Below are 25,983 nucleotides of genomic sequence, written 5' to 3' on the forward strand. Positions count from 1 at the left end.
AATGTTGAAAATAACTGGCCTTAGCGGTTGTCTCACTAATTCAGTCATAGGTACAGATCTGCAACATTGATATTTGAGATGGTGAAACAAGACATTTATGATATAACTAAATGTATAGTAAGTTGACCCATCAACTAGTAACTTAAAACGGACGTTTCTTGCGACAAATCCTGAATACAGTCAAATCTGTACAGATACCTGTATTAAGTATTGCTTGGCGAACCTTCCGGTTCGATACATCATCTGAATCTGATTAGAAATTCCATTTTTGTTATCTTGGGTGGTGAAAGTATTTCCGTCTTTATAATCTCAATTTTCTCCGATACATGCTTTTGAAGGAAGCGTTCGAATTGTTTGACAGTATCAGTTCTTTCTGAAATATGCTGTTGGTAATTTAAGTTAATCTTCCCTTTAACTTTTATCGCTAGCACTTCTGTATACAATAGCCTGCCTAAGTCATTCACAGAAATTTGGACTGCTGCGTATCCATTGACAGACTTACCACCTAGGTCGCTAGGAAGGCTTACATATGGCGACTGCCTTTTGATTACAAAGTATGATATTTTAACAGGATCAATTATTTCTTGTCCAAGTGAACGGTTAATGTCAAACAGAAATATGCAGAGTATAAGGGGGATCGCAAGTTTCATAGAACCAAAATCCAGTCAATATATAAATAAATTTAATATTGTATAGATTTAACTGATCAGCAAAACCTACGCGCAATCTCAGAAAACGCTCGGACGTGAGACACTCATCCCTGCTGATCATGATTTAAAACAGTCGCACGGATCGGACGTTATCTGCGATAGATCATAGGGCCATTATTCGTAGCTTATTTGATTCGTTTCCATTTTGAGATAGAGAATATAGGTGAACTATTTTCTGCTTGAAGCTCCATTGTATCAGCATAAAACTTAGCCGTGTAATAAAATCTCAATTGATATCCGTCATTATAAGTAGTTCCGATATTTAGCAGGGTATCAATCCAGTATTTTCTTTTTATTGTTCTTTTTGTAGCGTATTCATATTCCAGCAGCACACTATCAGGGAGAAAGTGCCAGGAGGCAGGCGGATTAACAATAGGAGGTTGGTATTCTCCATTACCAAGATAGAATTCCTCCCATTTGCCGAGAATTTGCTGTTTTGGATCGACTTTGTCTTTTTTGCATCCTGCATTGAGTAATATCAGGACAAGCGCAAGAGATATTTTAATCTGGGTCAGATAAATGAACGTTTTGCGCCGTGACTTGATCCGGGAAGAGAGTCGGAAACTTTCCATGATTCAATAATAGGTAGTTTAAACTGAGACACTCTGTTGACGTCATAAGTTGTAATAATACTAAAAAACCACGCTCTTTTTTATATTGCTTATATAACTCAGATAGACTGAATTGATGCTATTCTCATAGATCCTAGCTTGGAGAAATGGTTTAACTGATAAAGTTGCGTTCTGGAGCAAGTGGGAAGAGTGCGTTCTCCTTGTACTATCCCAAGATCTTTCACAAAACGCCAAAGCCCCTCTTGTTCTGTGTTTTCTCATTTAACACAAATGAGTTAAGTTTGAATTTAACAACTCTTTAAGTTTTTGGTAACCAGAAAGATAGAATCCATTTGCGAAATATTTATAATAAGAGTGGTAAATCTTATCAAGCTCATCATAGTTCTCGCGTTTAACCAACTTTGCAATTATTAATGCTTTCATACCTTTAAAAATGTCACCAGTTAGCGATGTATCCATTGGATTCGAGTTTAGTTTTTCGTCTAATGCTTGCAGATCATTATATGCTTCAAAAAAAGGTATTGCTACATTTTTGAACAATTCAAATAGATCACTTACAATAGCATTGATTTGAGATTCATTGGATAATTGAAAACTAAGACTATTAGATGATAATCTTTCTAAATCTTCAATTGATGTGCCTACAGTTGGTGTTCCTTTCTGATACTTCTTTTCGAAGTCAGATATCTGATGAAACAAATTCTCAATAGTATCAAAACGAATTAGCAAACTTGACTTAATCTCCCAGCCATCATCCCTAATTAAGAAGACAAGTTGATATTTGTTCCATCCAAAATTGGTCTTTTTAATAAATTCAAAATTTGCTTTTGATGTTTTGTATCCAAAAGAGCTTAGTTTCACACTTAAGGAATTTAAGACCTCATACCTCAAAAATTCTCTTTTTGTCATCACTTGAATCTTTTGGGAGTTGCTACTCTGATAAGAATGAAAAGTCCCACTTCCTTGAAGAAAATCAAGAACTTCGCGAAAACCCCTCTGACCCTCTTGTTCTGTGTTTCGTCATTTAACATAAATCTGTCTCATGAAATGGAGGTTCTATGATATCACTTATCTATATACAGTCAACCCTTCCTAAAAGTTCTTTAATTGATGGGTTTGGTGAGCACGCTTCAGCTTTGGAAAAAGGTAGCAAATTCCAATAGGTAGAAAGAAAAACATACTTACAACTAAGAAGCGATGATAGGTATTCAACTTGTTAGGACCTAGGGTATATCTAATCTGTAATTCTGAAAGGAAGTATAATGAATACGAGAAAAAAATTAGCAGACACAAAGTTAGCAAAGATCCTACTAGACCAGTAAAGTGGATGCTTTCACCAGGTTGAACTAATATTGTCATTGATCCGAAAAAAATTAAAAGGAAAAATGTTGATATTAAAAACCCTATTTCACTTCCGAATTTAACTTTATCTCGACAGATATCATATGTGAATATATAGTAGCTGAAATGGATCACATAATAAATAATATAAAGTAATGAACGTATAAATTGCTCTTCAACAAAATCGACGACGACTAATGGAAAGACGACGATAATAAAAATAATTAATGGGCTAATTTTTAGTATTTTATCCATGATTTCGTTTTAGGCTCTGTATTAAGCGTTTTCTAATCGTCAGCCAGTTATAAGGCAAATATAAAAAGCTTCATAGCCCGACTTACATAGTGCAGCTGCTTCGTCAGAACGCACCAGTAAAAGTCCAGCCTTCTTGTACTATCCCAAGGACTTTTTCAAAACCTCCCTGACCCTCTTGTTCTGTGTTTTCTCATTTAACATAAAAAGGGTATAAAAACTCACCGGCGGCTTTCCTGGGTTTTATTATGTTTTTTTTCAGTGATTAGAGGAGTTGCCATTTGCATTTTTTTACTTCAATTGATGTAATGGTTGATTAAAAATCATTACAGTATAATAAAAGCCCTAATTATTCATCTATTCCAACCCTATCCACCGTATTTTGGTCTCGTCTATACTAGTTACTTTATTTCAAAAGAAATTTGAATATTATGAATCTGAATAAAATAGTACGATTCACACTAGCACCTTTCCTGATGGTTTTTTTAAATATTCAATGCAAAGACCCTGATAAACAAGCTGGTCCCTGCAATTGTGACACTAAAACACGTAGGAAAGAGATAAAAAATGCAGAAGCTGTTGTAGTTCTAATTAAAGGTAACAATCCTCCTTATGGTAACACAGGCCCAGATGCATACATATTAAGTACTGCTCCCAGGGATTTTGAAGATTCATCATATATCGGCGGCGAAAATATTCTAGTACCATGTGGTTCGTTACCTGCGCAATATCAGAAGCAAGGTACAAAGCTCATAGTCTCGTACAAACGTAAGGATTGTTACGGCGCCATGACAACCCCTACGCGTCGCACTAATTTTGGATATTTTGTTAACTTAACCTCCATTAGAATGAAGCCTTAGGGAGTGTGCTTTTACATTCCAAACCCAAAACCCCTCCAGATGATCTGCATGACCTATGAAGACAAGCAATTTTACTTAATATAAGACCTGTTATAAAAACTCAATACGCCGTTTGTGGGTTTTGTTATGATTTTCTGACGTAATTGCTGGAAGATTTATAGAACTTTAAGGCGATAATATAGTTATATATTTAGAATCAAATAGTAAATTTGCTTAAACAACAACTAATAAGCTTACAAATCGTAAAACACTTACTATCAATTAATTATATTCAATTTTAAATATTTATCTACAATTTTTAACGTTATGAATATGGTTATCAAAAAATTTTATATTGCCATCCTTATCATAACTTGCTTTTGGGCTTGCAAAACTGAGAAAGAAGAAATTAAAGCAGACCAATCTAGTGTTTTTGTTGGAAAGTATCACGGAATTTTAGCTCACGGAGATTCCCAGTTTCCTAGTCTCACACAAGATAGTTGGGAGGTTGAAGTTTCTCGTTTGAACGAAAATGAAGTTAGTCTGGATATTCAAACCCAACTGCAACAGAGAAGTGATGTGCTTTCCCCATTTATAAATACAGGTAGTTCTAATAGCCAAAACTTTAACCTTGGCAAGATTACACCAACAAGATCATTTGAAATTAAGGAAATCAAAGAGACTACTTTTCAAGGTGAAAAAAGGAACACTGATGTTAGTATCACAGGAAGGTTAAGAGAAACTGGTGTTCTGGTATTGGAAGTAAAGTATGACTATTTGAATGGTGAAGGGGTTCGGTTTTTTACTGTCTTATTAAATAAGAAATAAATTTAAAATTCTGTCGGACTCTACATTCCAAAGCCCAAACCTGGCTTTTTCTGCTACTGCTGGGCATTGATTTCCGGTTGCTGCGCCAGCTCTTTCTTTTCCCTTTTGTTCTGCTCGAAAGCCTGGCTCTGCTCTTTGGCTTGTTTGGCCTGGTGATTTCGCTCGGCCACAATCATATCGGCGCGCTCAATCGCTGTTGCGTTCAGCACTACTTTGCGGTATTGAAAGGGTTCAGCTAGCTTACGTTCATAGCCAAACGTTTGGTCAGAAGTTTTCTTGCAGCACTCCGTGAAACAAGTCGGTCCACCGCTCAACTTCTGGCTATGGCCAGTATGCATGCTAGATGAGAGTAAAGTGCAAATTTATTATACAATAAACGTTCGTATAAATGGTAAGGAGTATTTAGTGAAAAGGGTGTGGTATTACATTGCTATTATTATAAAATAAGTACTTGAATCAGGTTTTCATCTAATCGCTCAGAAATCAACCGAAATTGCTCATAATTACGTGAGTTTACACTAGACCAAGATCTTGAAAAGAACAAAGCCGACATACTACACCTGGACAACGAGAATAATTTAGAAAAGTCCAGTTTGTTAAGTAGAGGGTCTCCGGAAGAGTTTCCTGGCGCGACCATAAGATTGATCTGATCCTTGACGAGCTCGCAAACGGAGATGTCATTCTATTGAGTGAATTTTCTAGGGTCTTAGAAATTGACAGCCGCAATATCAATTATCAACAGCATGCGTACAACTGACCGGTCGACAAAACTTCTCCTTAAAAAAACTATTGCAACTTTTATTGCAAGTAAAGCAAAAAGCACTTAGCAAATTAATGCTAAGTGCTTGATTTTCAAGAGCCCCCAGTCGGGATCGAACCAACGACCTACTGATTACAAGTCAGTTGCTCTACCAGCTGAGCTATGGAGGCCTCTTTTCTTACTCTCTGATACCGTTTGTTATTCCGTTATCATGGTGCAAAAGTAGTAGGAAAGGCTATACAGCGCAACATTTAGCGCTAAAATTTTAAAACTTTTTTTCGAAAATTATATAGCTTCCTGAATGATAGATAGTTGGTGTTTCAAGTCATTCAGCTGACTCAGCGCACTATTTATCTTTCTTTCAAATTCTGCTTTCAAGCGATCCGAAGTTTTTGATTTCGCAAAGAACTCAATGTTATTCTGCCAAAGTGCAATGTCGTTTTCAAGTTGCTGGATCTTGCGGCGGATGTCACTTTCTTTTCTGTACAGATTACGGCTGCTATCGCCATCCCTTACCAGCTCAACTTCGCTTTCCAGAACCGCCTGCTCCTTCTCTTTGCTCGAAAGCTGGCCGATCGCGCTCACGTATGTGTTAATTGCAGCAATGTAACGTTTCTGAATGGTCTGCATGTCCTTTTTAGGAACGAAGCCTATGGACGACCATTCGCTCTTGAACGCGCTCAGCAGATTCAATGTAGACTCGTCCTTATTATTGGCCGCAGCTTCAATCCTCTCGATCAGATCAGTTTTCTTTTTCAGGTTGCCTTCAAATTCTTCTTCAACCTCTTTATTCTTGGCGCGTTTTTGATCAAAATATGCATCGCATGCTTTTTTGAAACGCTCATAAATGGTGTCTTTGAATTTTTCAGGAACCTGTCCGATGCCTTTCCAGCGTTTTTGAAGCTCAATGATCTTCTGAGTCGTCGACGGATTGTCTTCTCCTGTTTCCAGAATAGCCTCCGCTTCCGCGCAGAGCTGATTTTTCAGTTCCAGGTTTTGTTCGCGTTTCGATTCCAGCTGACGGAAAAACTCTCCTTTATTATTGAAGAAAGTCTTCAAAGCTGCCCAGAATTTTTTGCTCAGATCTTTTCCTTCCTCACGCGGCATAATGCCCTTCAATGCAACCCATTGATCCTGAAACGCCATAATTTCTTTCGTCTTGGCATTCCATTCTTTAATGCTGCCTGAGTTGTAAGTCGTGAAAGGCGTTATTGCTTCGTAGATTTTAAGCTTCTGCTCATAATTTTCCTGCATCGACTTCTTCTGCTCGGCAAACTGACCGCGCTGTGCATTATAAAGCACGTCCAGCGCTTCTTTAAACCGCTGCCATAACTTTTCCTGATCTTCTTTCGGAGCAGGTCCAAGATGTTTGTAGTCTTCAAAAATATGGTTCGCCTCGTTCAGGATCTCACGCGTCATCGGACGGTTTTCCAATGATTTGCCCAACTCCTCAACCTTTTCACAAAGCTCTGCTTTCAGCTCAGCATTGCGGCGGCGATCCAGCTCTTTTAATTCGAAATAGATATTCCGGTTGCTGAAATAGCGGTCGATCAACGCATTGTAAGTTGCCCAAAGCGTTCCGTTGTGCGGAGAAGCAATGTTACCGGCCTGTTTCCACTCTTCCTGGATCTTCTTGAATTCCTCCCAGCTCGATTTTAGTCCCGAAGCATCCGTTTCTTTACTGCCTTCATCTTCCAATAATGTACGCAGACGTTGTAGAAGAGCCGTTTTTACATTAAAATTCTTCTCTTTCTCTTTTTCCTGTCCCTGATAATAACTGTTCTTCAAACCACGGATCTCGCGGCTCAACGAATCTATTTTCTGGGTTTCTGCGTCATATTTATACTCAAATCCTTCTCCACCACCATTTTCAGCCACAAAGGCTGCCAATGCTGTTTCTTTCTCCTTTTGTTTGATCGAATCAAGGACCGGACGGATTTCTCTCGCAACGGATTCCGCTTTTTTCAAGGCAGCCGGTTTTGAACCTTCAGCATCGATAGACGCCAACTCATTTTCCAAAATATTGACAAGCTGTTCCTTAGACAGCTGGCTGTAATCCACGTCTGGCACTTCCTCCTCATGTTCTTCCGTCAACTCATTGTTAAGATCAATCTCAAGGGTGTCAATAGTCTTTTGTGTCAGGTCTTCCTGCTCATCGCTTTTGACCCCTTCTTGTTGTTCTTGTGCCATCGTGATTCTGGTTTCGTACGTACGTCTCTTATGGATTACAAATCTAATAATCTTTCCTCTGAAATGGCTACTTTTGGTTTCTTAACATTGAACATATTAGCACCTGATGGACCATAATATTGCCAAATTACGACAGGATTATAATTTGAAGGGTTTAGACGAGCAGGATTTGGCCCCTAATCCCTTCACACAGTTTAAATTATGGTTTGATGAGGCCATTTCCGCAGCGGTTGTCGAGCCCAATGCAATGCTGCTGAGCACGGTTTCAAATGGCCGTCCTTCGGCAAGGGTTGTGCTCCTGAAAGACCTGGATCAGACGGGTTTTACGTTCTTTACAAATTACGAAAGCAAAAAAGCAAAGGAAATGGAATCGGACCCGTTTGTGGCGGTTACGTTTTTCTGGAAAGAGCTTGAAAGACAGGTCCGGATTGAAGGGAGCATTGAGAAAACCACGGACCAGGAATCATCCGAATATTTCGCCGTCCGCCCGCGCGGCAGCCAGATCGGCGCCTGGGCTTCGGCGCAAAGTCAGCATCTTGAAAACCGGGCTGAGCTGGAAGAACGGACCAGACTGTTGGAACAAAAATTTGAAGGTGCCGAAGTGCCGCGTCCGCCGCATTGGGGCGGTTACCGCGTGACACCGCATTATTTCGAATTCTGGCAAGGAAGGAGCAGCCGCCTTCACGACCGGCTTGTTTACGAAAAATCGGATGAAGGCAGCTGGAAAATCGAACGTTTATACCCCTGAGCCTTTCTGAGGCTTTTCAGGAAGCGATTTCAAAACATATTCACCTAGCGGCGACAGCGTATAACCTGGTTCATGACTGATCGTCAGACCCAGGTTTTTTAATTTCCTAACATTCGTTTTGAGCCATTCCTTTTCCTTATTAATCTTCGTAGCAAGTTCAGCAGCAGTCATTTTTGGATTTTCCTGAATGGCTTTCAGCACTTTGGTGGTCCATTTACCCTGGTTGCTGAACTTGTCCAGATTAAGCAACTTTTCTTTCAACACTTCCAGCTCCTCGTCCGTAATCTGTTCTTTTTGTCTGAGATCAATCCGTGGATCAGGGCTGTCGTAGCTGAGTTCAATGCGGTAAATGGCGCCATTAGTGACTTTTTCCAGTTCGCTGATAATGGCTTGTGCGCTGTCATAACCCGCAAGTTTGGCATCATCATCTGTTATTTTGGATAAATCTGTCTCTGTCAGATCCGTAATTTTGATCACCCCGATGCTCGTTTTGAGCAGACTTCCTTTCCTCACAGACAGTTTTTTCCACTTTCGGAAAGCCAGTGAAATGTTTCCGGACATAATGCCATCAAGATGTTTTTGTTTTATCAGCATTGTATTTTATTTAACAAAAAAGAGACTGCTATTTACAAGCAATCTCTTGATATTGAAAGTGTTGACTCTATTTTAATCAGCGTTCGTTCATTGGAACAAAATCCCTTTTCGGAGCGCCTGTATAGATCTGACGCGGACGACCGATTGGCTCTTTATTCGCACGCATTTCTTTCCATTGTGCGATCCATCCCGGAAGACGACCGATTGCGAACATGACCGTGAACATATTCGTAGGAATGCCCAAGGCACGGTAAATGATACCAGAATAGAAATCCACATTCGGATAAAGCTTTCTTGATACGAAATACTCATCTTCCAAAGCCGCTTTTTCCAATTTCTGCGCGATCTCCAAAACAGGATCATTGATTCCCAGTTTATTCAAAACATCATCTGCTGCCTTTTTGATAATGCGGGCGCGCGGATCGAAGTTTTTGTAAACGCGGTGTCCAAAACCAAACAAACGGAAGCCACTTGATTTGTCTTTGGCCATATTAATGTATTTCTGCGTGTCACCGCCATCATTCTTGATCGCTTCCAGCATTTCGATCACTTCCTGGTTTGCGCCGCCGTGAAGCGGGCCCCAGAGTGCGCTGATACCGGATGAAATCGAAGAATAAATGTTCGCGTGAGACGATCCAACAAGCCTTACCGTTGAAGTAGAGCAATTTTGCTCATGGTCTGCGTGCAGGATCAGCAATTTGTTCAATGCTGCCGAAACGACGGGATCCACATTATATTTCGCTACGGGAAGCGAAAACATCATGTTCAGGAAATTGGAACAATAATCAAGGTCATTCTGCGGATAATTTACCGGATGCCCCTGTGATTTTTTGTATGACCAGGTTGCAATGGTCGGCAATTTAGAAAGCAAACGAATGATGTGCAGTTGCGTAATTTCCTCAGAATTCGTATCAAAAGTCTCAGGATAAAAAGCGCTCATCGCGCTTACCAGCGACGAAAGTACGCCCATAGGGTGCGCATTCACCGGAAATCCTTCAAATATTTTACGCATATCCTCATTCACGAGGGTGTGCGTCCTGATGGCATGTTCAAAATCTTCAAACTCCTTCGCAGTAGGAAGTTCACCGTAAATAAGCAGGTAAGCTACTTCCAAAAATGACGACTTTTCAGCCAGATCCTCAATTGAATAACCCCTGTAATTCAGTATACCCTCTTCTCCATCCAGAAACGTTATAGCGCTTTTTGTTGCGCCTGTATTTTTATAACCTGCATCAATTGTAATATACCCTGTCTGGTCACGTAATTTGGCAATATCTATCGCTTTCTCCTGTTCACTTCCTTCTATAATGGGGAACTCGTACTTCTTACCTTCAAGGGTTAATTCAGCTATTTGGGACATATTAATGGGAATAAAATTAAAAAGGTTAATGACAAGATAAAGGTAAATCCGATCAATGCAATCCAAAGATTTTCCTTGCTCCTGATTTACTTATCCAACAAATTAATTTTGTGTTAATTGAACGCAAGAGTAACCATTTCCTGATCCGACACAAGCCGCAATATCCTAAAAAACTGTGTACTTTCTATTATTATCCATGTTTTATTTGTGTAAAATCGGGACTGGGGCAATAATATTTCACAATTTAAAGTAAATATGATATTATTCTATTGATCCTACTTCATCTGAAATTTCATGCGATTCACATGCGTCAGCGCTCCTCGTCCGTCGGCAATTTCACGTTTCTATCCGCCTCAATATACCGGGGTTTGCTCAGGATTTGCTTGATCAGATATCGCCCAAACAAACCAGCCAGAATTACCGGCAGCAAATGCGCCCCGTAGATAAATGCCTTGCCTGTAATGCGATAAGAAAAAGTGGAAAACGTGAGATAAACATATCCAAACCAAAAGACGGCAATGCCCAGTAACCAGCTATAATAAATCGTCGCCGGCTTACGATCTGCAAAACGCCTGATCAACTCGCAAAGTGCCAGCGAAATCCCTACGACCAGCAGAACGGTCAGCAAAGCCCTTGGAAAATTCCGGATATATACATGCTTGTAAACCATCACACCGAGCTTTCCGATCAGGTTGGGATGCGCGAGCAAGTATGCATCTGTAACGCTCAGGACCAGCAGCAGCAACAGGCTGCTCATTTTCTTATTCATTTTATGTGACGTCTTTTAGGGTAAATTACTCTTATCAGTTAGTTGAATATTGCTGATATTGCCGGAAAATCCTTTGCGCCTGTTCATCAGTATTGTATTCATTATCAAGCCATTGAATTTCAATTCCATCCTTTTCCATTTTCCTGAAAAAAGTCATCTGCCGCTTTGCGAAACGGTGAATTTCTGTTTCCAGGCGGCTGACCATTTCCTCATAATGCAGCGCTCCGGTGAGATATAATGTGATCCATTTGTATTCCAACCCATAATAGATCAGCTGCTCTGCCGTGAGGCCGCGTTCCAGCAATGCTTTAACCTCTTCAATCAAACCATGCTCCAACCTCGTCCTCAACCTTGCAGAGATTCGATCCCGTCTAACTTCTACCCGCGGATTCAAACCAAATACAATGTAATCATAAGCAGGCTTCTCCGTAAAAGCTTCCTCGGCTGGATTATGCGTTAGAAAATCAGATATTTCAATAGCCCGGATCAGCCTTTTCCTGGTCGATGTGTCTGCAATTGGCTGATAGGTCGTCTGATAAGAAGCAAATCGGGCCAGTAACAGATCCTTCGGCAGTTCTTCCAGCTCCGCACGGAGCTTTTCGTTCACAGGAATGGCCGCATATGCATGACCTTTGAGCAACGAAAGAATATAGAAACCCGTTCCTCCACACAAAATGGGCACATTTCCACGCGACGAAATGGTTTCATACGCAGTCTCAAAATCATGCTGAAATTCATTGACATTGTATTGCTCGCCCGCCTCACGGATGTCTATCAAATGGTAAGGAATTTGCCGCCCATCCAATTCATATTCAGCCAGATCCTTTCCGGTTCCAATGTCCATATCCCGGTAAACCTGCCTGGAATCCGCGCTGATAATTTCGCCGTTCAATAAGGACGCAACTTTCACAGACAAATGTGTTTTGCCAGACGCGGTTGGCCCTAATATCACAAGCAGCGGAACCTTAGGTTTGTTTTCAGCCATTCAATCCGACAATTTAAAGGTCTTCACAAACTTAATGCTGCCTGCATTATAGACGACAATTTTATCTGGGTTTGACGTCGTGGTCCTCGACATTTCATTTACAGACATATAAAACGGCATAGGCTGCGTTTCAGAGATCCTTTCAAATCCAAGTCTTTCATAACCAGCACCTTCCGACCATTCACGATCCGCATATGTCATAATATCATCCGGTTCTTTTTCCCTGACAAATGCAGTAAGCAGCTTGTCCAGTCCGCCCGAAACATTTGTACCGAGCAAACTCGCAAAGCGTAGCAGCTCAAACGACCTGAATGGCCCATCCTCCCGCGCAAAGACACGCGGCGCACTGAATGTTGCAACCGCCACAAGCATTTCATCTGATTCGATATTGTGCTCAAAATCCTTTTTCAAAACCCGGAAATAACGTTTTGGTAAAAATAAACCATATCTGGTTTTGGAGCTTACGGAACCATTCAGGTGATTTTTTTCTAAAAATTGAAACGCAGTTTCCTGGTCAATCCTCCGCACCTGGGTGAGTCTGGCTGCAATTTTCTGAGATATTCCGAGCATGGCGCTCAACCTGGATTTAACGATATAAGGTTTTTTAACCCAATAGTCTTCCCAGATCACCACCCATTGCTCACCCTTAGTGCGCTGATTCAGCAAGTCATTTATTTCAATTTGCCAGTTTTCAAAAGAGCCAGCTTTTTGCCAGTTTTCAAGATCAGTAAGCAGGATGTTCAGTGACCGGCCGTTGCTGTTTTTAATCTCGATGTGCGTTGTAAAAGCTCGATTTGCTTTCACCTCAAACTGCAAATGCACTTCGCTCAGCCAGTTACAGACTTGTTCGCCAAAAGATGGCGCAATGATCGTTGATGGCAGCGTTGGCATAGGTCGGCAAGTTAGCCGCAGATTTAATCAGTAACAAAAAAACGCGCTCATTGAGCGCGTCTCGCAACTTATTCGATTGATTAGGAATTTACTGTCCGCCCAACCCAAAGATCACACCAACATTGACCCCACCGAAATTTGAAGTCGATTCGAAATCAATGTTATTAGCCGATCCCGTGGTTGAACCATGGTTTTTATTTCCAAAAACGAAATGGTAAATTCCTTCAACCTGAATACCGACGTTGCCAAAAGCAAAAATCAAACCTGCCCTTGGCGCCGCACCGAAATTGCTGTGTTTTGATGATTCAACGATCGTGTTTCCGTTGAATTTCGCATCATATTTAGAAAAATAAATACCGGCGTCACCACCTACATACGGCCTGATCACACCTTCTGTGAAAAAATAATCAATCGTTCCGGTTACCGGCATCAACCGGCCTGTTGAGCTGAGCGTCTGGCCTGCCACCGTATAGTCACTTCCATCTGCGTAAATCTTACCTGCAACACCAAACGCAAAATTTGGGGAAGTAAAAACCCTTAAATTCACCCCGCCACCCGCAACGGTTTTAGAATCCTCCACATTGGATTTAGCAAGTCCACCTTGCAAACCAAGTGAAAACTGTGCATAACTAACTGAGCTAATGGTCAGGAAAAATGCCGCCACAGCCAACGAACGAAATAATTGCTTTTTCATAACTGATGTAGATTACTGATTGTTAATACAGGGGACATTGCCAATATCAGTCCATATCAAAATAATCGCATTATAATTTACGGGAAATCCTTAGCAGACAATGCATTACCACATCGCTAAATCACAATTATACTATTCAGAAATGTACAATTATTGTGCAAATTATTCCTCAGAAGAGTGATTCCTGGGAATTTTGGCGTCAACAGGAACTATCATGCAGACCGGGCTGCCTCCCACCCTATCAATGCCTTCTTACGCAAACTCCCCCACCGGTATTCACCCAGCATTCCTTCTTTCCGGATCACGCGATGGCACGGTATCAGGTAAGCAATGGGATTGTCGCCTACCGCGGTTCCTACCGCCCGCACAGCCGCCGGATGTCCGATGCTTCGGGCGATCTGCTGGTAAGTGGTCACTGCTCCTTTTGGAATGCTCAGCAACGCTTCCCATACTTTAAGTTGAAAATTAGTCCCCTGAATAAGAACGGGCAGCTTTTCCAATGATCCTGACGCGTTCCCGAAAATGCGGTCAATGAAGCTTTTTGTTGAGAGCTGGTCATGATGAATGTTTGCATAATGCCACTTTTTGGCCAATGCGATCAGCTCCCCTTCCCGGCCTGACTCATCTATAAACGCCATGGCGCAGATCCCGCGATCGGTTACCGCAATGAAGCTATCGCCGAAAGGCGTGGGATGGATGCCATAACGAATGTCCAGGCCCTTACCGGACGTTTTAAATTCCTGCGGGGTTACTGCCTCAATGCTGATAAAATGATCGTAAACGCGGCTTTGGCTGGAAAGTCCAGCCTGCTCGGCAAGCTCCACGAGGTTTGACGTTTCCCGGATCTTTTCTTTAAGATAACCTGCGGTAATGAACTGCAGGAATTTTTTTGGGCTTACACCTGCCCACTCCGTGAAAACGCGTTGAAAATGAAACTGGCTAATGCTCACTTCCTCAGCGACTTCAAATAACGAAGGCTGCTCCTTTGCGTTGGCGACGATGAATTCGATGGCTTTTGCAATTTTGTCGTAATTATAAGTTTCCTGGTTCATGGGATTAATAATTTGTTATACAAAATTGGCTTCTGATCGCCGGCTGCCCAACCTGAAACTTGCTCAAAATACAGCCATTTACACATTCATAGTTTTAATTTAAAACAGCTGGCCCTTATATTCACAGGTAAATTAATGCTCAAACATTCTATTAACCAACCTGAAAACGATGAAATCTTTCCTGATCGCCATGCTGATTTCCCTTGCTAGCGCGCACATATCGCATGCACAAGACTTTAAATCAGAACTCAAAAAGCTGGATTCTGAAATCAAGGCAGCTTATAAAAATAAGAAACTGACCGAACTGGAATATTCAAAATTGCAACGCGAGCAGGATGTGATCCAGGCTACTATTGAAAAAGCCCAGGCCGATGATATCATGACGCCGGATGAGAAGAACAAGATCCATTCAACGATCATCCGGTCGAAAAAAAGGCTCGCCAAATACAAGACTAACCGGGAAATATATTAAACGAAAAACTCCCTCAATGCAATTTGAGGGAGTTTTTCATTAGTACTCTTTCTTACCATCTTTTTTAGCCTTCTTCTCTGCACGCTTTTCTTTCAAATTCTTCTCGGGCTCTTTTTTAGTGCTTCCTTTGTCGAGATTTTTTCCCTTCGCCATGACTATTGAGTTTTTGAGGTTAAGATGATTGAATAACTGTAAAACTATAAAAAAATTACTTTTTCGTGATCCAATCCATAATATGGTTCGCTCTTGCCCCCGTTTCTCCCGTGCTCGGACATTTGCCTTCGCCGCGTAACTCCTTCACAATCGATTCAATCAAAGGTTGTTGGACATGCTGCAGATACGGAATGTTGATGACCTCCGTTCCGGATTCCGTTTCAATTTTGATGTCAAATTTTTCAAAAAACGAAAAAGTGATCCTGCCTGCCGATCCGGTGATCTGCGCCTGATCCTCGCGCTGTGCTTTGTTAATGGTGTAACACCAGCTTCCGTTGCCCAAAACGCCAGATTCAAACTCATAATTAGCGACCACAATGTCATCCGCTTCATACAAACCCGTCTGGTTACGCGCAATTCCAGAAGCATGCTTCACAGGACCAAACACAAATTCAAGGAAATCAAACTGATGTGAAGCCAGATCATGGAAATGACCGCCACCCGAGATCTTCGGGTCCACACGCCACCGCGGTTTCGGGTTAGCGCCGGTTTCCTCCTCATAAGGCTGCCATTGCAGGCAAATGTTGACAAACCGCACATCACCGATCACTTTGCTGTCCACCAATTCCTTAACTTTCAGAAAATAATCAAGCGACCGTCTGTAAAATGCCACGAAAACGGGTACGCCGGTTTCCTTACTAAATGCATTGATCCGGTCACATTCGGCACCATTTAATGCCATTGGTTTCTCAATGTAAACAGGCTTTCCTACCTTCATTGCCTTTATCGCCAGTTCCTCGTGCGCATCGGGCGGTGTTGCAATGTATATCGCGTTGATTTCCGGGTCATTAATGAGCTCGTCCGCATTTGCATACCATTTGGGGACATTGTGCCGGGAAGCGTAGTCAGCCGCTTTTTCGGCATCGCGCCGCATGACAGCAACGAGGCTGGAATTGGCAACTTTGTTAAAAGCCGGGCCGCTTTTGACTTCGGTAACATTACCACACCCTATAATGCCCCATTTAATCTGATCCATAAGCAGGATTTTTGTTAGAATTAATCGCGATTCAGGTTTGAACTAATCGTTAAGCATAATAATTATTTAATTGGATAAATCTACTTTAAAACAAAGGCAACATTCTGTTACAAAACATGGAAGTACAACCCAATAATCCGCTTCACGGTAAAACCCTGGAAGCAATTTTGAACGAACTGGTTGATTATTATGGCTGGGAACAAATGGGTTATCACATTAATATTAATAGTTTTCAGTCTGATCCGAGTGTTAAATCCAGTTTGAAGTTTTTAAGGAAAACGCCCTGGGCCAGAAAAAAAGTAGAAGACCTGTATTTGAAAATGCTCGAACGCAAATGATGTGAGCGCAACTTTTTTAACATGAATAAGAAACCTGAATCGATCTAACTTTTTTAATTATGCCATTCGTAGATTATTACCAGATCCTTGGCGTAGATAAAAATGCGCAGGACAAAGACATAAAGAATGCTTACCGCAAACTGGCCCGGAAATACCACCCCGATGTGAACCCGGACGACAAGGAAGCCGAAAAGAAATTTCAGGAGCTTAATGAGGCCAATGAAGTGCTCAGCGATCCTGAAAAACGCAAAAAGTACGACCAGTATGGAAAAGACTGGCAGCATAGTGATGAGTTTGAGCGGGCCCGACAGTCACGGGCCAATTCGTCGCGACAGCAAGGGCAATGGCAGACAGGCGGCAATGATTTTTCGGATTTTTTCGAATCAATGTTCGGATCGTCTAGTGGCTTTGGCGGCGCCAGACAGCGCACAATGCGTGGCCAGGATTATCAGGCTGAGCTGCACCTGACATTGCAGGAAGCATTCCATACGCAGAAGAAAACGATCACCGTCAATGGCAAAAACATCCGCATCACCGTTCCCGCAGGCATTCAAAACGGCCAGACGATCAAGATCGCAGGTCACGGCGGTCCGGGTGCAAGCGGCGGGCAGAACGGAGATCTTTTCATCACATTCAACATTGCAGACGACGATAAGCTCAAAAGGACCGGCAACGACATCCATCAAATAGTCGAGCTCGACCTCAAAACTGCATTACTTGGCGGCGAGCTAATCATTGAAACGCTGAGCGGCAAAGTGAAGCTCCCCATCAAGCCCGAAACGCAGAATGGAAGTGTTGTCAGGTTAAAAGGAAAAGGTTTTCCTGTTTATAAAAAAGCAGAAAGCTTCGGGGACCTTTATGTCACATTTGATGTAAAAATTCCGGTCAACCTGACCGAGCGGCAAAAAGAGCTGATCGCAGAAGCCTTTCAGCAAGAAGAATCGTAAACCTATTTTCTATGAAATTCGAAGATTACCACATTGCCCCCGAAATCAAACGAAGCCTCGACACAGCCGGTTTCAAAAAGCCGACAGACATTCAGTTCAAGGCCATTCCGGCGATTATGAAGGGTGAAGATGTTTTGGCCATTGCGCAAACCGGCACAGGTAAAACTGCCGCTTTCGCGATCCCGGTCATTGATAAGTTACACAAACAAAAAGTTTCCAGCCGAGCAGAAGGGATCAAATGCGTCGTAATGGTTCCTACGCGGGAACTGGCGATCCAGATCACAGAGGTTTTCGCCAAACTCGCGCAGCATACGAGGGTAAAAGCATTCAGTGTTTTTGGCGGCGTAGAACAAGGCCCACAGATCGCTCAGCTGGAAAAAGGCATTGACGTGCTGGTTTCAACACCCGGGCGAATGTTCGATCTGGTAAGTCAGGGCCATATTAAGCTCGACCGCATTGAAGTGCTGATCCTCGACGAAGCCGATCATATGCTGGATCTGGGTTTTATCAAAGACATTCAGGATCTGATAAAATTCCTTCCCAAGAGCAGGCAAACGCTTTTCTTCTCGGCAACAATCAATGAGAAAATTAAAAAACTGGCGTATTCGCTTGTAAAAAACGCCATCCGCATCCAGATTTCCCCTAATGACCGGGTTGCGAAGAATATCACACATTCAGTGGCATTTGTAGGGATGGACGACAAAAGGTTTTTCCTGGAACGCGTCATCAAAGAAAACCCGGATAGCAAAATCCTCGTTTTTGTCCGCACCAAAGTGCGTGCCGAAAGGGTTTTTAATGCATTGGAAAGAATGGAAATCAACAGCTTAACCATTCACGGAGACAAGGAACAGGCCGACAGGCTTACAGCATTAAATGAGTTCAAGAAAGGCAATACAAAAGTGCTCATCGCCACCGACGTAAGTGCAAGAGGCATTGATATCGCCAATGTTGACTATGTCGTAAACTACGACCTTCCCGAGCAAGCCGAAAACTATGTACACCGGGTTGGCCGCACAGGACGCGGGACGCAAAAAGGCCGCGCCGTTTCATTTTGCAGCCCGGAAGAGAAACCGATGCTTGAAGAAATTCAAACCTATCTCGAAAAACCCATCGACGTCCTGAATATCAGCGCCACAGATTATTCCCAAACGATCGACTTCACCGCCGACACAACAGACGATCTGAAATCCCTTATGAAGGAAATTGAAGCATATGAAACGTCTAAAAAGAAAAAGAAGAAAAAATAATTTGGCTTAACCACAAAAAAAGGCTTGCAGTGTTCGCTGCAAGCCTTTTTTATACGGTAATAATATTTTATTCTTCGAATTTATCAGCAAGGATCTGTCCGCGAACTTCACCATAAATGTTATTTTCAGTTGGGATGTTTACATACATCATTCCCAAAATCAATTGAGTTTGTTGCTCAGTATTCAGTTTCTGTGTTCCCTGAACCTGGTTGCCCGCTGGCTTATTAGCCAATGTGAACAACAAAGGACCAGCTTCCCAAGATGGGCTTGCAGTGTGAATGTTTACAGAAGTCGGCGTAACATTTTGATAATTAATGTTGTATTTCAACTCCATGGTAGTTTTGTTGTATTCAAAAACACCTGTGCCTTGACCAGCAGAAGTAGCTTTTGGAACAGTAGCACTACTATTTATAACTGCGGAGAACTTCACAATGTCATCTTTGTGAGGGCCTTCCTCTTTGCAAGACGACACAAACCCTAACATTACAACTCCTGCGATCAATAGTAAAAAACGTTTCATTGGCTTTTTCATACATCATTAAATTAAAAAAATTTGACCCTTAAATATATATAAACTTATCTCGTTACAAAAATGATACCCGCATTGCCACTCAAATATTCCAGAGGTCACTTTTGCGTATATACACGATCTGGTTGTTCCAGATAACCCTGTTCCAATGGTCCACCGAGCCCACGATCGTGAGCTTATGCCCCTTTCCTACCCGATCTATAACCGGCGCAGCCGATGACGGTTCATCCCGCAGGAACGTATTTTCATTCACGATAATGCAGGTCCGGTAAAGCGAAGGCACGTTGAGAATACCCAGTAAAACAAGCAGATACACGACGATTGATATCTTATGTATTTGCAGGATCGGCTCTCCTCTCCGCACTTTTGTAACCATTATTACCACTATGTAGGTCCCCAAAGTTAGAAGCAATATTGGAATGTAATCACCATATCTTCTATAAAAAATTATAAAATAATTGTAATCGTCGAATTCATAGCCGGTTAGATTTTGTTCAGCCGCCAGCTTATCCATTTTTTCAAACAGGCGCCGGGAAGGGTTTGTGAGGGCGAGTTTGCTGAGGTAAAAGAGGCAATCGGTGTAGTTGTTTGTCTTTTCGGCCAGGAAAGCCAGTTTGAGCAACAGGCTTTGGTTGTTTTTTTCGTCTTCGCTAAAATTTTTTTTATAGAGTACAAGTGACTCCGGGTATCTGGCCATAGCGAACAGAGAATCAGCCGTTTTCAGCTCCTTTTTATTGGCAGAAAAGGCCGTTTCAGGCGCCAGGACAGTTCCCAAAAAAATCCAAATGAACAGGTATTTCTTACTCAGGGCTTGCATTATACTTTTTTGAATTCTACTTTTGCATCGCAATTACGGAAACGCCTCGTGCAAATCCAATTAATAAAGAAAGTTGCAAAACGTTCCAAGCTCAACCGATCAGAGCAAAAGAAACAAGATTCCGTAGCTCAGCTGGTAGAGCAATACACTTTTAATGTATGGGTCCTGGGTTCGAATCCCAGCGGGATCACTTGAAGAAACAACAAAAAGCATCAAAAGCCTGCAAATCAACAGATTAGCAGGCTTTTTCTTTTTCGAATTATGCCAAAATATTCAATTTTCCACAAATTTTTGGTGAGTAATTCGGTGAGTTCGACAATCTACAAATGTTACTCACCAGAATCGCTGTTATTTTGAGAGCAGGTTTTGCAAATATTTAAGGCGTTGATAACTAAACTATACATCTACGGGAATGTCCTCCATGATCAACTCTTCATCAAAGATGTCGCAAATACCATGGCTGTTCACTTTAACTTTGGAGTAGAACAAGGCATTTTGAAAGAAAATAGTTGCGGATAGAACAATTTCTTCTTCTGTAATCGACAGTACCTCTGGTTCTTTTGTTTTTGATAAAATTTCTCTCGAAACCTCCTCATCTATCTCTGTATCCTTCCTGAAAGGGATGTCCTGATTTGAGCTTGCAATGTGGAACCTTCCATGCATTCCGTGCACTGCGTCAAAGAAAAAGTATAAATATTCTTTGACGGTTTTGTCAGAAAGAACAAAATTCTCATCCGTAACTGTATAAATAAATCGGTTTGTTGTATCAAGGAAATACAAGTGTTCACCATTTGATAACGCGTATTTAAATTTACCTTCTTGTGTAGACAGCTTGTAAAGCATAGAATTTGGAAGGAATGAAAGGCGCCTTTTATATGCTTTTGTAAAAGACAGTGGAGAAATCGCTTCAGCTTTTATTTTTGACTGAATTTGGCCAAGTTCAAGTTCGCTTAGTGCCACATCTGACAGTTCTGACGGGCGTATATAGAGTTGGATAGCTTCACGATCGATGAAGAAGTCAGAATTGGTAAGAAGATTTTTCATGACGTCCATCATTTCACCCACATCCTTTCGAAATGTGAAATCATTGTCATAGGAAGGGCGTATATATTTACTGATTATAAATAACCCATCGTCGAGAATTTTTGTTATGTACCTGTCCATAGACTGGATCACCTCGAAATTGACCTCTACAAAAGCTATATTATTCATCAAGGCATCATATATTTCGCGATCTACTTCCGAAATTTCTAAGGACCGAAATCTACCATTCAAAAATCGGATTATATTGCCGATTAGTGCCTTTTGTGGAACAATAACTTTTGTAAGTAAAGGCTCGAACGCAATTGGCAAATTTTCCAAAACAAGCTCATCATCATAAATACTAATCCTGCCGATCGGACTTACTTCAATTTTACTTCTGAAAAGAGAATCTTGAAAGTACATGTATGCCTCAAATACTATTCTTTCAGCAGCTACCTCTAAAACCTTCATAGTCTTGACCTCACTCATCAAAGCTGTTTTCCGACTTTCTTCAAATTCCACATCTACACGGCACGGAATATCACTATCATCAAAAGGTATATAAAATTTGCCGTGCTTACCTTTCACTGCATCATAGAAGCAATGGACATATTCTTCGGCGGATTCCAATGAAAATAAAAACTGCTTTTCCGCTACGGTATAAAATGGATGGTTTGTACAATCAATATGAAGAAGCTTTGATTCACTCTCAAACAAATACTTTTCTGTATTATCGGAATAAACTAAAATATACACGTACGTATCAGCGAAAAATTTAAGTTTTGACTTAAACAACTTAACCTGTGAATTTTTCAGGATACCCAGCTCTTCCTGAAGCCTATTAGTGAAAGACTCTTTTTCCTCCTCCGTAAGTTGCTCTCTCTTAATTCTTTTAAAGTATCTTATATTAAACTGTTCCCGCACAACCCGGTTGCTTTCCTTTTTTTTCAGCCTTAATCCATCTAGCTTCGCTCCTGTTTGTTCGGTTAATTCAAAAAATCTACTAACAACACCGAAATATGATTCCAATACCGTACTGCCATATCCGATATTTTTTATTACAGCATCAAGAGATTCATCAGAAACAGCCGCGAACTGTTTAATCAAAAGATTGTAAGTTGCTGTAATGGAGTCAAGATATTCTTGTTTCAGACCCTTTGCTATGCCGCCCGTCGGGTCTGTGTTGATCTGTTGCACGATCTTACAAAATAACAATTGCGCTTCCATTATCTCGGCGTTACTCGCTCCAAACTTGGGGTAGATGAGGCTAATGGTCTCGCTCAGGTATTCTATTGCGCGAACAGCATTTCCTAAACTGAATTCGCAGTTTGCAAGATAGAGAGAGGTGTAGCCTATCTCATAATAGGTCTCGCCATAGGTTGATTGATACCATTTGCGGACAGATACAAGCAATTCATTAGCTTCATTTAACTGTCCAAGATATATTAGGCAGTTTCCATACCGCCTCCTGACAATCCAGCAGTATTTGTGATCAGAGCCTCGAAACTTTGTATAAAGATCGATCGCATATTGATAGTACATTCTGGCAAGATTGTACTCCTTTTGCAACATAAAAAGAGTTCCAATTTCATGACAAAACAGCGCCTGCCCATCTAGATCCTTGTCATTTACGGATTGGTGAAGTGAAGTGTAGAAAAAGCCTTCCGCTTCCGGAAACTTACCTAAATCAGTGAGTAACCGGGAATATGATAGCAAATTTGGTGGGTAGTTGACCTTTTTAGCCGTTTCAATTGCCTTTAAATATATTTCATAAGACTCCATATTCTTATCCAGTCGGCGAAGAATCTCCGCTTTCATAATAAGAAGATCAGCCTGAATCCGGATTATGTCAGGTTCTTTCTTGATCATCACGTCTTCTTGACCCCCATACAGATCTGACACGATTTGAGCAATGAAACCTAATCCATTTTCGATGAACTGATTCTCCTCATCGATCTTAACATTGCTCCAACTATAAAGCCGGGCTATTTCTAGACAAATTTCTGTTAACAGGGAGTAACTATCAGAAAAAACTAATACTTCGAATGATTTCCGTAGCGCTTCCTGAATTAAATTTGATGTCGCATTTCCATATAATCTCCTTGAAACACCCAGCAGCCATTCATAAAAATCCGTAGCTGCCACTATTTCTCTTTTGTGAGCAATAGCTTGCTCTAAAATGTATAAAATATCCGGATTTAATTCTATGTGATCTTGCGACTGTGCATTCAACAGCTCTTCAAAATGCATAAAGAAAAATGTATGGATATCATGCCGTGAATTTTGATCAATAGCGCCAACTAAATGCGATTGCATAATTTGGTGAATTGAATACGATGCATCCGATTTTTGATTCGGTATTTCTGTTACAAAAGAAAAACTACATAGCTCCCTAAACGAAAGTAGAGGATAACCTGTCTGAAATTCTCTTATTACTTTTTTAAATATTTGGTAGTCCCAAATGCTGCTGCAGGCAAGTATCTTAAGTGTCTCAATTTCTGAAGGGGCTAGATATTTCGTGAATCGCTCTAAAATATCAATATAGTTCCTTCCAAAATTGCTCACGGAAAGATCAATATTCTTTTCAGTAATTCTGTTGTAAGTATCTACTTGAAGATCGAGATAGAATGGAAGGCCCTTGGAGGTGTTTATTATGTGCTCTCGGATAGCCTTTTCTTTAATATTGCATTCGCTTAAGAATCTTTCGGCATCATTAAAGGATAGTTCCCTAATAGATGTTGTTCCAGACATTCGTGCCAGCTTATTTGATCTTCAACTTCTTCCCATCGCAACTTTTCCCTTCCAAGGATCACCCATAGTGTCCCAGGGAGCTGCTCTATCAGGTCTCTTACCCATCTATCTTTGGCGAAGAACCTTTCTTTTTTCCTTTCCTCGTGATTTCCCCAAAGCGACTCATAAGTATCAATAAAGAATACAACTTTGGAATTTGAATGTTCGAGGAAGAAATTTAAGTCCAGTGAGAAGTAATATAGCAATGCTTCTTCAATTTGTCGGGGTTCAAGTGATTGTAGCGCATTCAGTTCTCGCTCTCCGTTCTTGGTCCACCATTCTTGATACTTTTCTTTCGCTTTGTAAATTATAGTCCCAAGCTTTGGAATTACCCCCACCAAAGGAATATCATTGATTATTGAGATGAGATCGAAGACAATACTACCTTCCTCAACATAAGGTAGGCCACTTTTCGAAAGTTGCTGGTCAGGATGTACTTTTTGCCAAAAGATTGCATGGGCAATCTCAAATGTTGGAAACTGAATTTTTTTTGACTTTAATTCTTGATAAAGTAGATGAACTGCTGTGGATACATTCTTATGTTCAAGTTGATAGAAATCTAGGCTGCTTGATACAATAATTTGCTTCTGCTCTTTTATTGTTTTGATAAGCTCCTTCTTTAGTCGGGTCTTTCCTACCCCTCCAACACCGTAAAAACTCAGTACGTTGCATTTGTTTGGTTCTAACCTGTCAAGCGCTTTGTTGAATGATATAAAATGATTTTCACGATTTGTAAAAAATCGATCTGCGACGATTGGGCTTTTCATTAGGATTTCAGTTTAATGTTTAGAGGAGGAGTCGAAAATAAAGAATACAAGTAAATTTTATTTTAAAGTATAATTTTTTCCGATTATAATATGCATAATGTGATATTTGATTTCAATCACTCTGAGGATTTCTTCATTAACGGTAAACCTTGAATGGCAATACTGAAACTCAATTCGGTTAGGCAGACTTTCACTCCCTACGGGCACCATTCTATTTTTATACATTGATGGCCTCCGAATCCAGTTCAGCCGAAAGCCGTTTTGACGTACAGCCATTCAGACCTCGGAAAATATGAAGAGTAATTAGGGTGTCCGTTTACCGCAGGAAAAATACATTTGCAACATTCCACTTTTCACACTACGTTTACCCCGCTCAATTTAACCAAATGCAATGGGCCAGCGGAATGCTGGTTTCCAATTGTACTGTATTTCTACGTATATCGCTTGACGGTGTCGTGGCTGCCGTAATGGTTTGAACACCATTGCCTTTGGTTAGGTTGAGCAACGGTAAGCGCGGCACCGTTTATTGTTGCGCCTCATCAACCAACCGATTTTTTATGCACACATTTAAGGACGCTGAGTCCGGAGAATTTACATCCGCGGACATGCTCCATCGTGCCTATGGCCGAAAAGTTCAGGAATTGTTATCTCAAAGCGACGCAGATCAATGGGTCGACGATCTCTGGGAAATGTACACCGGGTTTACACTGTTCGCTCAGGAATGCGGGACCGATCCGCGAGGCCACAACAGGTTTATTTCCTTCAAAGCACTTGTATTTTTCTTTCAGGATCTGGAAAAAATGGACGGACGGAATAAATAGCAAACACAACAGCGAATGGCAACCATACATGTTGGCTGGCATTCGCTGTTATAAATTGAAATTTCAAACCGGTTTTTTCTAGCTCGCCTGCAACTCCAAACTAGCCATCGTTGTCAGCTCAACCCTAGCTTGCTTCGGTAAACCTGCCACGGCTATGCAGGTGCGGGTTGGATAACGATCGGTGAAATAAGTCTGGTAAACAGTGTTCAGTTCATCAAAATACCGCATATCGGTCAGGTATACAGTCACGCTGACGATGTGGCTGAATGTGAGACTGTGCTCTTTTAGTATGGTTTCAATATTGGTAAACACTTGCCTTACCTCGTCCTGGAAGGATGTCGTTACCAACTGTCCGCCGGCAGAGCCGATCTGACCTGAAATGAATAGAAATCCGTTGGACACCAAAGCTTTTGATATCGGAACTGCGGGTGCAGCAGCATTTTCATTTGTACTCATGT

The 25,983-nt window shown here is 41.3% G+C and carries 25 protein-coding genes and 2 tRNA genes; 9 read left to right on the forward strand and 18 right to left on the reverse strand.

Annotation, left to right across the window (positions count from 1 at the left end; all coding sequences use genetic code 11):
- Positions 1–835: 835 nt before the first annotated feature.
- Positions 836–1,282, reverse strand: coding sequence for a hypothetical protein (locus L0659_RS21505; protein WP_235128640.1), 447 nt, complete (start codon positions 1,280–1,282; stop codon positions 836–838).
- A 261-nt stretch (positions 1,283–1,543) separates the two neighbouring features.
- Complete coding sequence (locus L0659_RS21510) at positions 1,544–2,191, reverse strand: hypothetical protein (RefSeq protein ID WP_235128641.1); 648 nt, start codon at positions 2,189–2,191, stop codon at positions 1,544–1,546.
- 1,115 nt (positions 2,192–3,306) lie between these two features.
- Between L0659_RS21510 and L0659_RS21515 the strand changes: the two genes are divergently transcribed.
- Complete coding sequence (locus L0659_RS21515) at positions 3,307–3,735, forward strand: hypothetical protein (protein WP_235128642.1); 429 nt, start codon at positions 3,307–3,309, stop codon at positions 3,733–3,735.
- Positions 3,736–4,047: 312 nt separating this feature from the next.
- Positions 4,048–4,542, forward strand: coding sequence for a hypothetical protein (locus L0659_RS21520; RefSeq protein WP_235128643.1), 495 nt, complete (start codon positions 4,048–4,050; stop codon positions 4,540–4,542).
- A gap of 53 nt (positions 4,543–4,595) precedes the next feature.
- Here the strand turns inward: L0659_RS21520 and L0659_RS21525 are convergent, their stop codons facing one another.
- From L0659_RS21525 to L0659_RS21535, 3 genes are all read right to left on the reverse strand, one after another.
- On the reverse strand, positions 4,596–4,880 hold the full coding sequence (locus L0659_RS21525) for a DUF5712 family protein (RefSeq protein WP_235128644.1): 285 nt from the start codon (positions 4,878–4,880) through the stop codon (positions 4,596–4,598).
- Positions 4,881–5,399: 519 nt separating this feature from the next.
- Positions 5,400–5,472 (reverse strand) — tRNA-Thr (locus L0659_RS21530).
- Positions 5,473–5,587: 115 nt separating this feature from the next.
- Complete coding sequence (locus tag L0659_RS21535; RefSeq protein ID WP_235128645.1) at positions 5,588–7,492, reverse strand: DUF349 domain-containing protein; 1,905 nt, start codon at positions 7,490–7,492, stop codon at positions 5,588–5,590.
- Positions 7,493–7,598: 106 nt separating this feature from the next.
- Here L0659_RS21535 and pdxH point away from each other — a divergent pair, with 106 nt between their 5' ends.
- Complete coding sequence (pdxH, locus tag L0659_RS21540; RefSeq protein WP_235128646.1) at positions 7,599–8,240, forward strand: pyridoxamine 5'-phosphate oxidase; 642 nt, start codon at positions 7,599–7,601, stop codon at positions 8,238–8,240.
- Here pdxH and L0659_RS21545 read toward each other — a convergent pair.
- The 7 genes from L0659_RS21545 to L0659_RS21575 all read right to left on the reverse strand — a co-directional run bounded on the left by L0659_RS21545 (position 8,229) and on the right by L0659_RS21575 (position 14,585).
- Positions 8,229–8,834: a hypothetical protein gene (locus tag L0659_RS21545; protein WP_235128647.1), complete on the reverse strand. Its 606-nt coding sequence runs from the start codon at positions 8,832–8,834 to the stop codon at positions 8,229–8,231. The two genes, pdxH and L0659_RS21545, sit on opposite strands and share 12 nt — an antisense overlap.
- Before the next feature lie 76 nt (positions 8,835–8,910).
- Positions 8,911–10,194: a citrate synthase gene (locus L0659_RS21550; protein WP_235128648.1), complete on the reverse strand. Its 1,284-nt coding sequence runs from the start codon at positions 10,192–10,194 to the stop codon at positions 8,911–8,913.
- A 310-nt stretch (positions 10,195–10,504) separates the two neighbouring features.
- Positions 10,505–10,963: a hypothetical protein gene (locus L0659_RS21555; protein ID WP_235128649.1), complete on the reverse strand. Its 459-nt coding sequence runs from the start codon at positions 10,961–10,963 to the stop codon at positions 10,505–10,507.
- Between the two features lie 34 nt (positions 10,964–10,997).
- The gene (gene miaA / locus L0659_RS21560; protein ID WP_235128650.1) at positions 10,998–11,948 is read right to left on the reverse strand and encodes a tRNA (adenosine(37)-N6)-dimethylallyltransferase MiaA; all 951 of its coding nucleotides are present in this window, start codon (positions 11,946–11,948) and stop codon (positions 10,998–11,000) included.
- On the reverse strand, positions 11,949–12,839 hold the full coding sequence (locus L0659_RS21565) for a hypothetical protein (RefSeq protein ID WP_235128651.1): 891 nt from the start codon (positions 12,837–12,839) through the stop codon (positions 11,949–11,951).
- 88 nt (positions 12,840–12,927) lie between these two features.
- Entirely contained in the window at positions 12,928–13,533 is a 606-nt protein-coding gene (locus L0659_RS21570; protein ID WP_233798202.1) for a hypothetical protein, read from the reverse strand.
- Positions 13,534–13,745: 212 nt separating this feature from the next.
- Positions 13,746–14,585 (reverse strand): methylated-DNA--[protein]-cysteine S-methyltransferase, encoded by an 840-nt coding sequence (locus L0659_RS21575; protein WP_235128652.1) that lies wholly within the window; start codon positions 14,583–14,585, stop codon positions 13,746–13,748.
- A gap of 169 nt (positions 14,586–14,754) precedes the next feature.
- Here L0659_RS21575 and L0659_RS21580 point away from each other — a divergent pair, with 169 nt between their 5' ends.
- Positions 14,755–15,057, forward strand: a complete 303-nt coding sequence (locus L0659_RS21580) for a hypothetical protein (protein ID WP_235128653.1) — start codon at positions 14,755–14,757, stop codon at positions 15,055–15,057.
- 208 nt (positions 15,058–15,265) lie between these two features.
- Here L0659_RS21580 and L0659_RS21585 read toward each other — a convergent pair whose 3' ends face one another.
- Complete coding sequence (locus tag L0659_RS21585) at positions 15,266–16,246, reverse strand: Gfo/Idh/MocA family protein (RefSeq protein ID WP_235128654.1); 981 nt, start codon at positions 16,244–16,246, stop codon at positions 15,266–15,268.
- A gap of 116 nt (positions 16,247–16,362) precedes the next feature.
- Between L0659_RS21585 and L0659_RS21590 the strand changes: the two genes are divergently transcribed.
- Genes L0659_RS21590 through L0659_RS21600 form a run of 3 tightly spaced genes read left to right on the forward strand, consistent with a single transcriptional unit; the run spans position 16,363 to position 18,778 of the window.
- Positions 16,363–16,584, forward strand: coding sequence for a VF530 family DNA-binding protein (locus L0659_RS21590; RefSeq protein WP_235128655.1), 222 nt, complete (start codon positions 16,363–16,365; stop codon positions 16,582–16,584).
- A gap of 59 nt (positions 16,585–16,643) precedes the next feature.
- Positions 16,644–17,531, forward strand: a complete 888-nt coding sequence (locus L0659_RS21595) for a DnaJ C-terminal domain-containing protein (protein ID WP_235128656.1) — start codon at positions 16,644–16,646, stop codon at positions 17,529–17,531.
- Between the two features lie 11 nt (positions 17,532–17,542).
- Complete coding sequence (locus tag L0659_RS21600) at positions 17,543–18,778, forward strand: DEAD/DEAH box helicase (protein WP_235128657.1); 1,236 nt, start codon at positions 17,543–17,545, stop codon at positions 18,776–18,778.
- A gap of 67 nt (positions 18,779–18,845) precedes the next feature.
- Here the strand turns inward: L0659_RS21600 and L0659_RS21605 are convergent, their stop codons facing one another.
- Complete coding sequence (locus L0659_RS21605; protein WP_235128658.1) at positions 18,846–19,310, reverse strand: CHRD domain-containing protein; 465 nt, start codon at positions 19,308–19,310, stop codon at positions 18,846–18,848.
- Between the two features lie 79 nt (positions 19,311–19,389).
- On the reverse strand, positions 19,390–20,124 hold the full coding sequence (locus tag L0659_RS21610) for an SH3 domain-containing protein (protein ID WP_235128659.1): 735 nt from the start codon (positions 20,122–20,124) through the stop codon (positions 19,390–19,392).
- A gap of 117 nt (positions 20,125–20,241) precedes the next feature.
- On the opposite strand from L0659_RS21610, the gene L0659_RS21615 reads away from it, so the two are divergent.
- Positions 20,242–20,314 (forward strand) — tRNA-Lys (locus L0659_RS21615).
- Between the two features lie 206 nt (positions 20,315–20,520).
- Here L0659_RS21615 and L0659_RS21620 read toward each other — a convergent pair.
- Together L0659_RS21620 and L0659_RS21625 are read right to left on the reverse strand one after the other, a co-directional pair.
- A complete protein-coding gene (locus L0659_RS21620) occupies positions 20,521–23,898 on the reverse strand; it encodes a tetratricopeptide repeat protein (protein WP_235128660.1) in 3,378 nt (1,125 codons plus the stop codon).
- Positions 23,841–24,704 (reverse strand): hypothetical protein, encoded by an 864-nt coding sequence (locus tag L0659_RS21625; protein WP_235128661.1) that lies wholly within the window; start codon positions 24,702–24,704, stop codon positions 23,841–23,843. Before L0659_RS21625 ends, L0659_RS21620 begins: the two co-directional genes overlap by 58 nt.
- Before the next feature lie 557 nt (positions 24,705–25,261).
- Between L0659_RS21625 and L0659_RS21630 the strand changes: the two genes are divergently transcribed.
- Positions 25,262–25,525, forward strand: a complete 264-nt coding sequence (locus L0659_RS21630; protein ID WP_235128662.1) for a hypothetical protein — start codon at positions 25,262–25,264, stop codon at positions 25,523–25,525.
- 78 nt (positions 25,526–25,603) lie between these two features.
- Here L0659_RS21630 and L0659_RS21635 read toward each other — a convergent pair whose 3' ends face one another.
- Positions 25,604–25,981 carry a RidA family protein gene (locus L0659_RS21635; RefSeq protein ID WP_235128663.1) on the reverse strand — a complete coding sequence of 126 codons (378 nt, stop codon included), beginning with the start codon at positions 25,979–25,981 and terminating at the stop codon, positions 25,604–25,606.
- Positions 25,982–25,983: the final 2 nt, after the last annotated feature.

The sequence above is a fragment of the Dyadobacter sp. CY347 genome (assembly GCF_021502655.1).
In the GTDB taxonomy this organism is placed as follows: domain Bacteria; phylum Bacteroidota; class Bacteroidia; order Cytophagales; family Spirosomataceae; genus Dyadobacter.

Bases quoted from the DNA above. Each gene is read 5' to 3' on its own strand.
- L0659_RS21520 (WP_235128643.1), top strand. From the start codon at position 4,048: ATGGTTATCAAAAAATTTTATATTGCCATCCTTATCATAACTTGCTTT.
- L0659_RS21635 (WP_235128663.1), bottom strand. From the start codon at position 25,981: ATGAGTACAAATGAAAATGCTGCTGCACCCGCAGTTCCGATATCAAAA.
- L0659_RS21535 (WP_235128645.1), bottom strand. From the start codon at position 7,492: ATGGCACAAGAACAACAAGAAGGGGTCAAAAGCGATGAGCAGGAAGAC.
- L0659_RS21605 (WP_235128658.1), bottom strand. From the start codon at position 19,310: ATGAAAAAGCCAATGAAACGTTTTTTACTATTGATCGCAGGAGTTGTA.
- pdxH (WP_235128646.1), top strand. From the start codon at position 7,599: ATGGACCATAATATTGCCAAATTACGACAGGATTATAATTTGAAGGGT.
- L0659_RS21595 (WP_235128656.1), top strand. From the start codon at position 16,644: ATGCCATTCGTAGATTATTACCAGATCCTTGGCGTAGATAAAAATGCG.
- L0659_RS21630 (WP_235128662.1), top strand. From the start codon at position 25,262: ATGCACACATTTAAGGACGCTGAGTCCGGAGAATTTACATCCGCGGAC.
- L0659_RS21565 (WP_235128651.1), bottom strand. From the start codon at position 12,839: ATGCCAACGCTGCCATCAACGATCATTGCGCCATCTTTTGGCGAACAA.
- L0659_RS21590 (WP_235128655.1), top strand. From the start codon at position 16,363: ATGGAAGTACAACCCAATAATCCGCTTCACGGTAAAACCCTGGAAGCA.
- L0659_RS21620 (WP_235128660.1), bottom strand. From the start codon at position 23,898: ATGTCTGGAACAACATCTATTAGGGAACTATCCTTTAATGATGCCGAA.
- L0659_RS21550 (WP_235128648.1), bottom strand. From the start codon at position 10,194: ATGTCCCAAATAGCTGAATTAACCCTTGAAGGTAAGAAGTACGAGTTC.
- L0659_RS21545 (WP_235128647.1), bottom strand. From the start codon at position 8,834: ATGCTGATAAAACAAAAACATCTTGATGGCATTATGTCCGGAAACATT.
- L0659_RS21585 (WP_235128654.1), bottom strand. From the start codon at position 16,246: ATGGATCAGATTAAATGGGGCATTATAGGGTGTGGTAATGTTACCGAA.
- miaA (WP_235128650.1), bottom strand. From the start codon at position 11,948: ATGGCTGAAAACAAACCTAAGGTTCCGCTGCTTGTGATATTAGGGCCA.
- L0659_RS21570 (WP_233798202.1), bottom strand. From the start codon at position 13,533: ATGAAAAAGCAATTATTTCGTTCGTTGGCTGTGGCGGCATTTTTCCTG.
- L0659_RS21575 (WP_235128652.1), bottom strand. From the start codon at position 14,585: ATGAACCAGGAAACTTATAATTACGACAAAATTGCAAAAGCCATCGAA.
- L0659_RS21625 (WP_235128661.1), bottom strand. From the start codon at position 24,704: ATGAAAAGCCCAATCGTCGCAGATCGATTTTTTACAAATCGTGAAAAT.
- L0659_RS21525 (WP_235128644.1), bottom strand. From the start codon at position 4,880: ATGCATACTGGCCATAGCCAGAAGTTGAGCGGTGGACCGACTTGTTTC.
- L0659_RS21505 (WP_235128640.1), bottom strand. From the start codon at position 1,282: ATGGAAAGTTTCCGACTCTCTTCCCGGATCAAGTCACGGCGCAAAACG.
- L0659_RS21610 (WP_235128659.1), bottom strand. From the start codon at position 20,124: ATGCAAGCCCTGAGTAAGAAATACCTGTTCATTTGGATTTTTTTGGGA.
- L0659_RS21555 (WP_235128649.1), bottom strand. From the start codon at position 10,963: ATGAATAAGAAAATGAGCAGCCTGTTGCTGCTGCTGGTCCTGAGCGTT.
- L0659_RS21510 (WP_235128641.1), bottom strand. From the start codon at position 2,191: ATGACAAAAAGAGAATTTTTGAGGTATGAGGTCTTAAATTCCTTAAGT.
- L0659_RS21515 (WP_235128642.1), top strand. From the start codon at position 3,307: ATGAATCTGAATAAAATAGTACGATTCACACTAGCACCTTTCCTGATG.
- L0659_RS21580 (WP_235128653.1), top strand. From the start codon at position 14,755: ATGAAATCTTTCCTGATCGCCATGCTGATTTCCCTTGCTAGCGCGCAC.
- L0659_RS21600 (WP_235128657.1), top strand. From the start codon at position 17,543: ATGAAATTCGAAGATTACCACATTGCCCCCGAAATCAAACGAAGCCTC.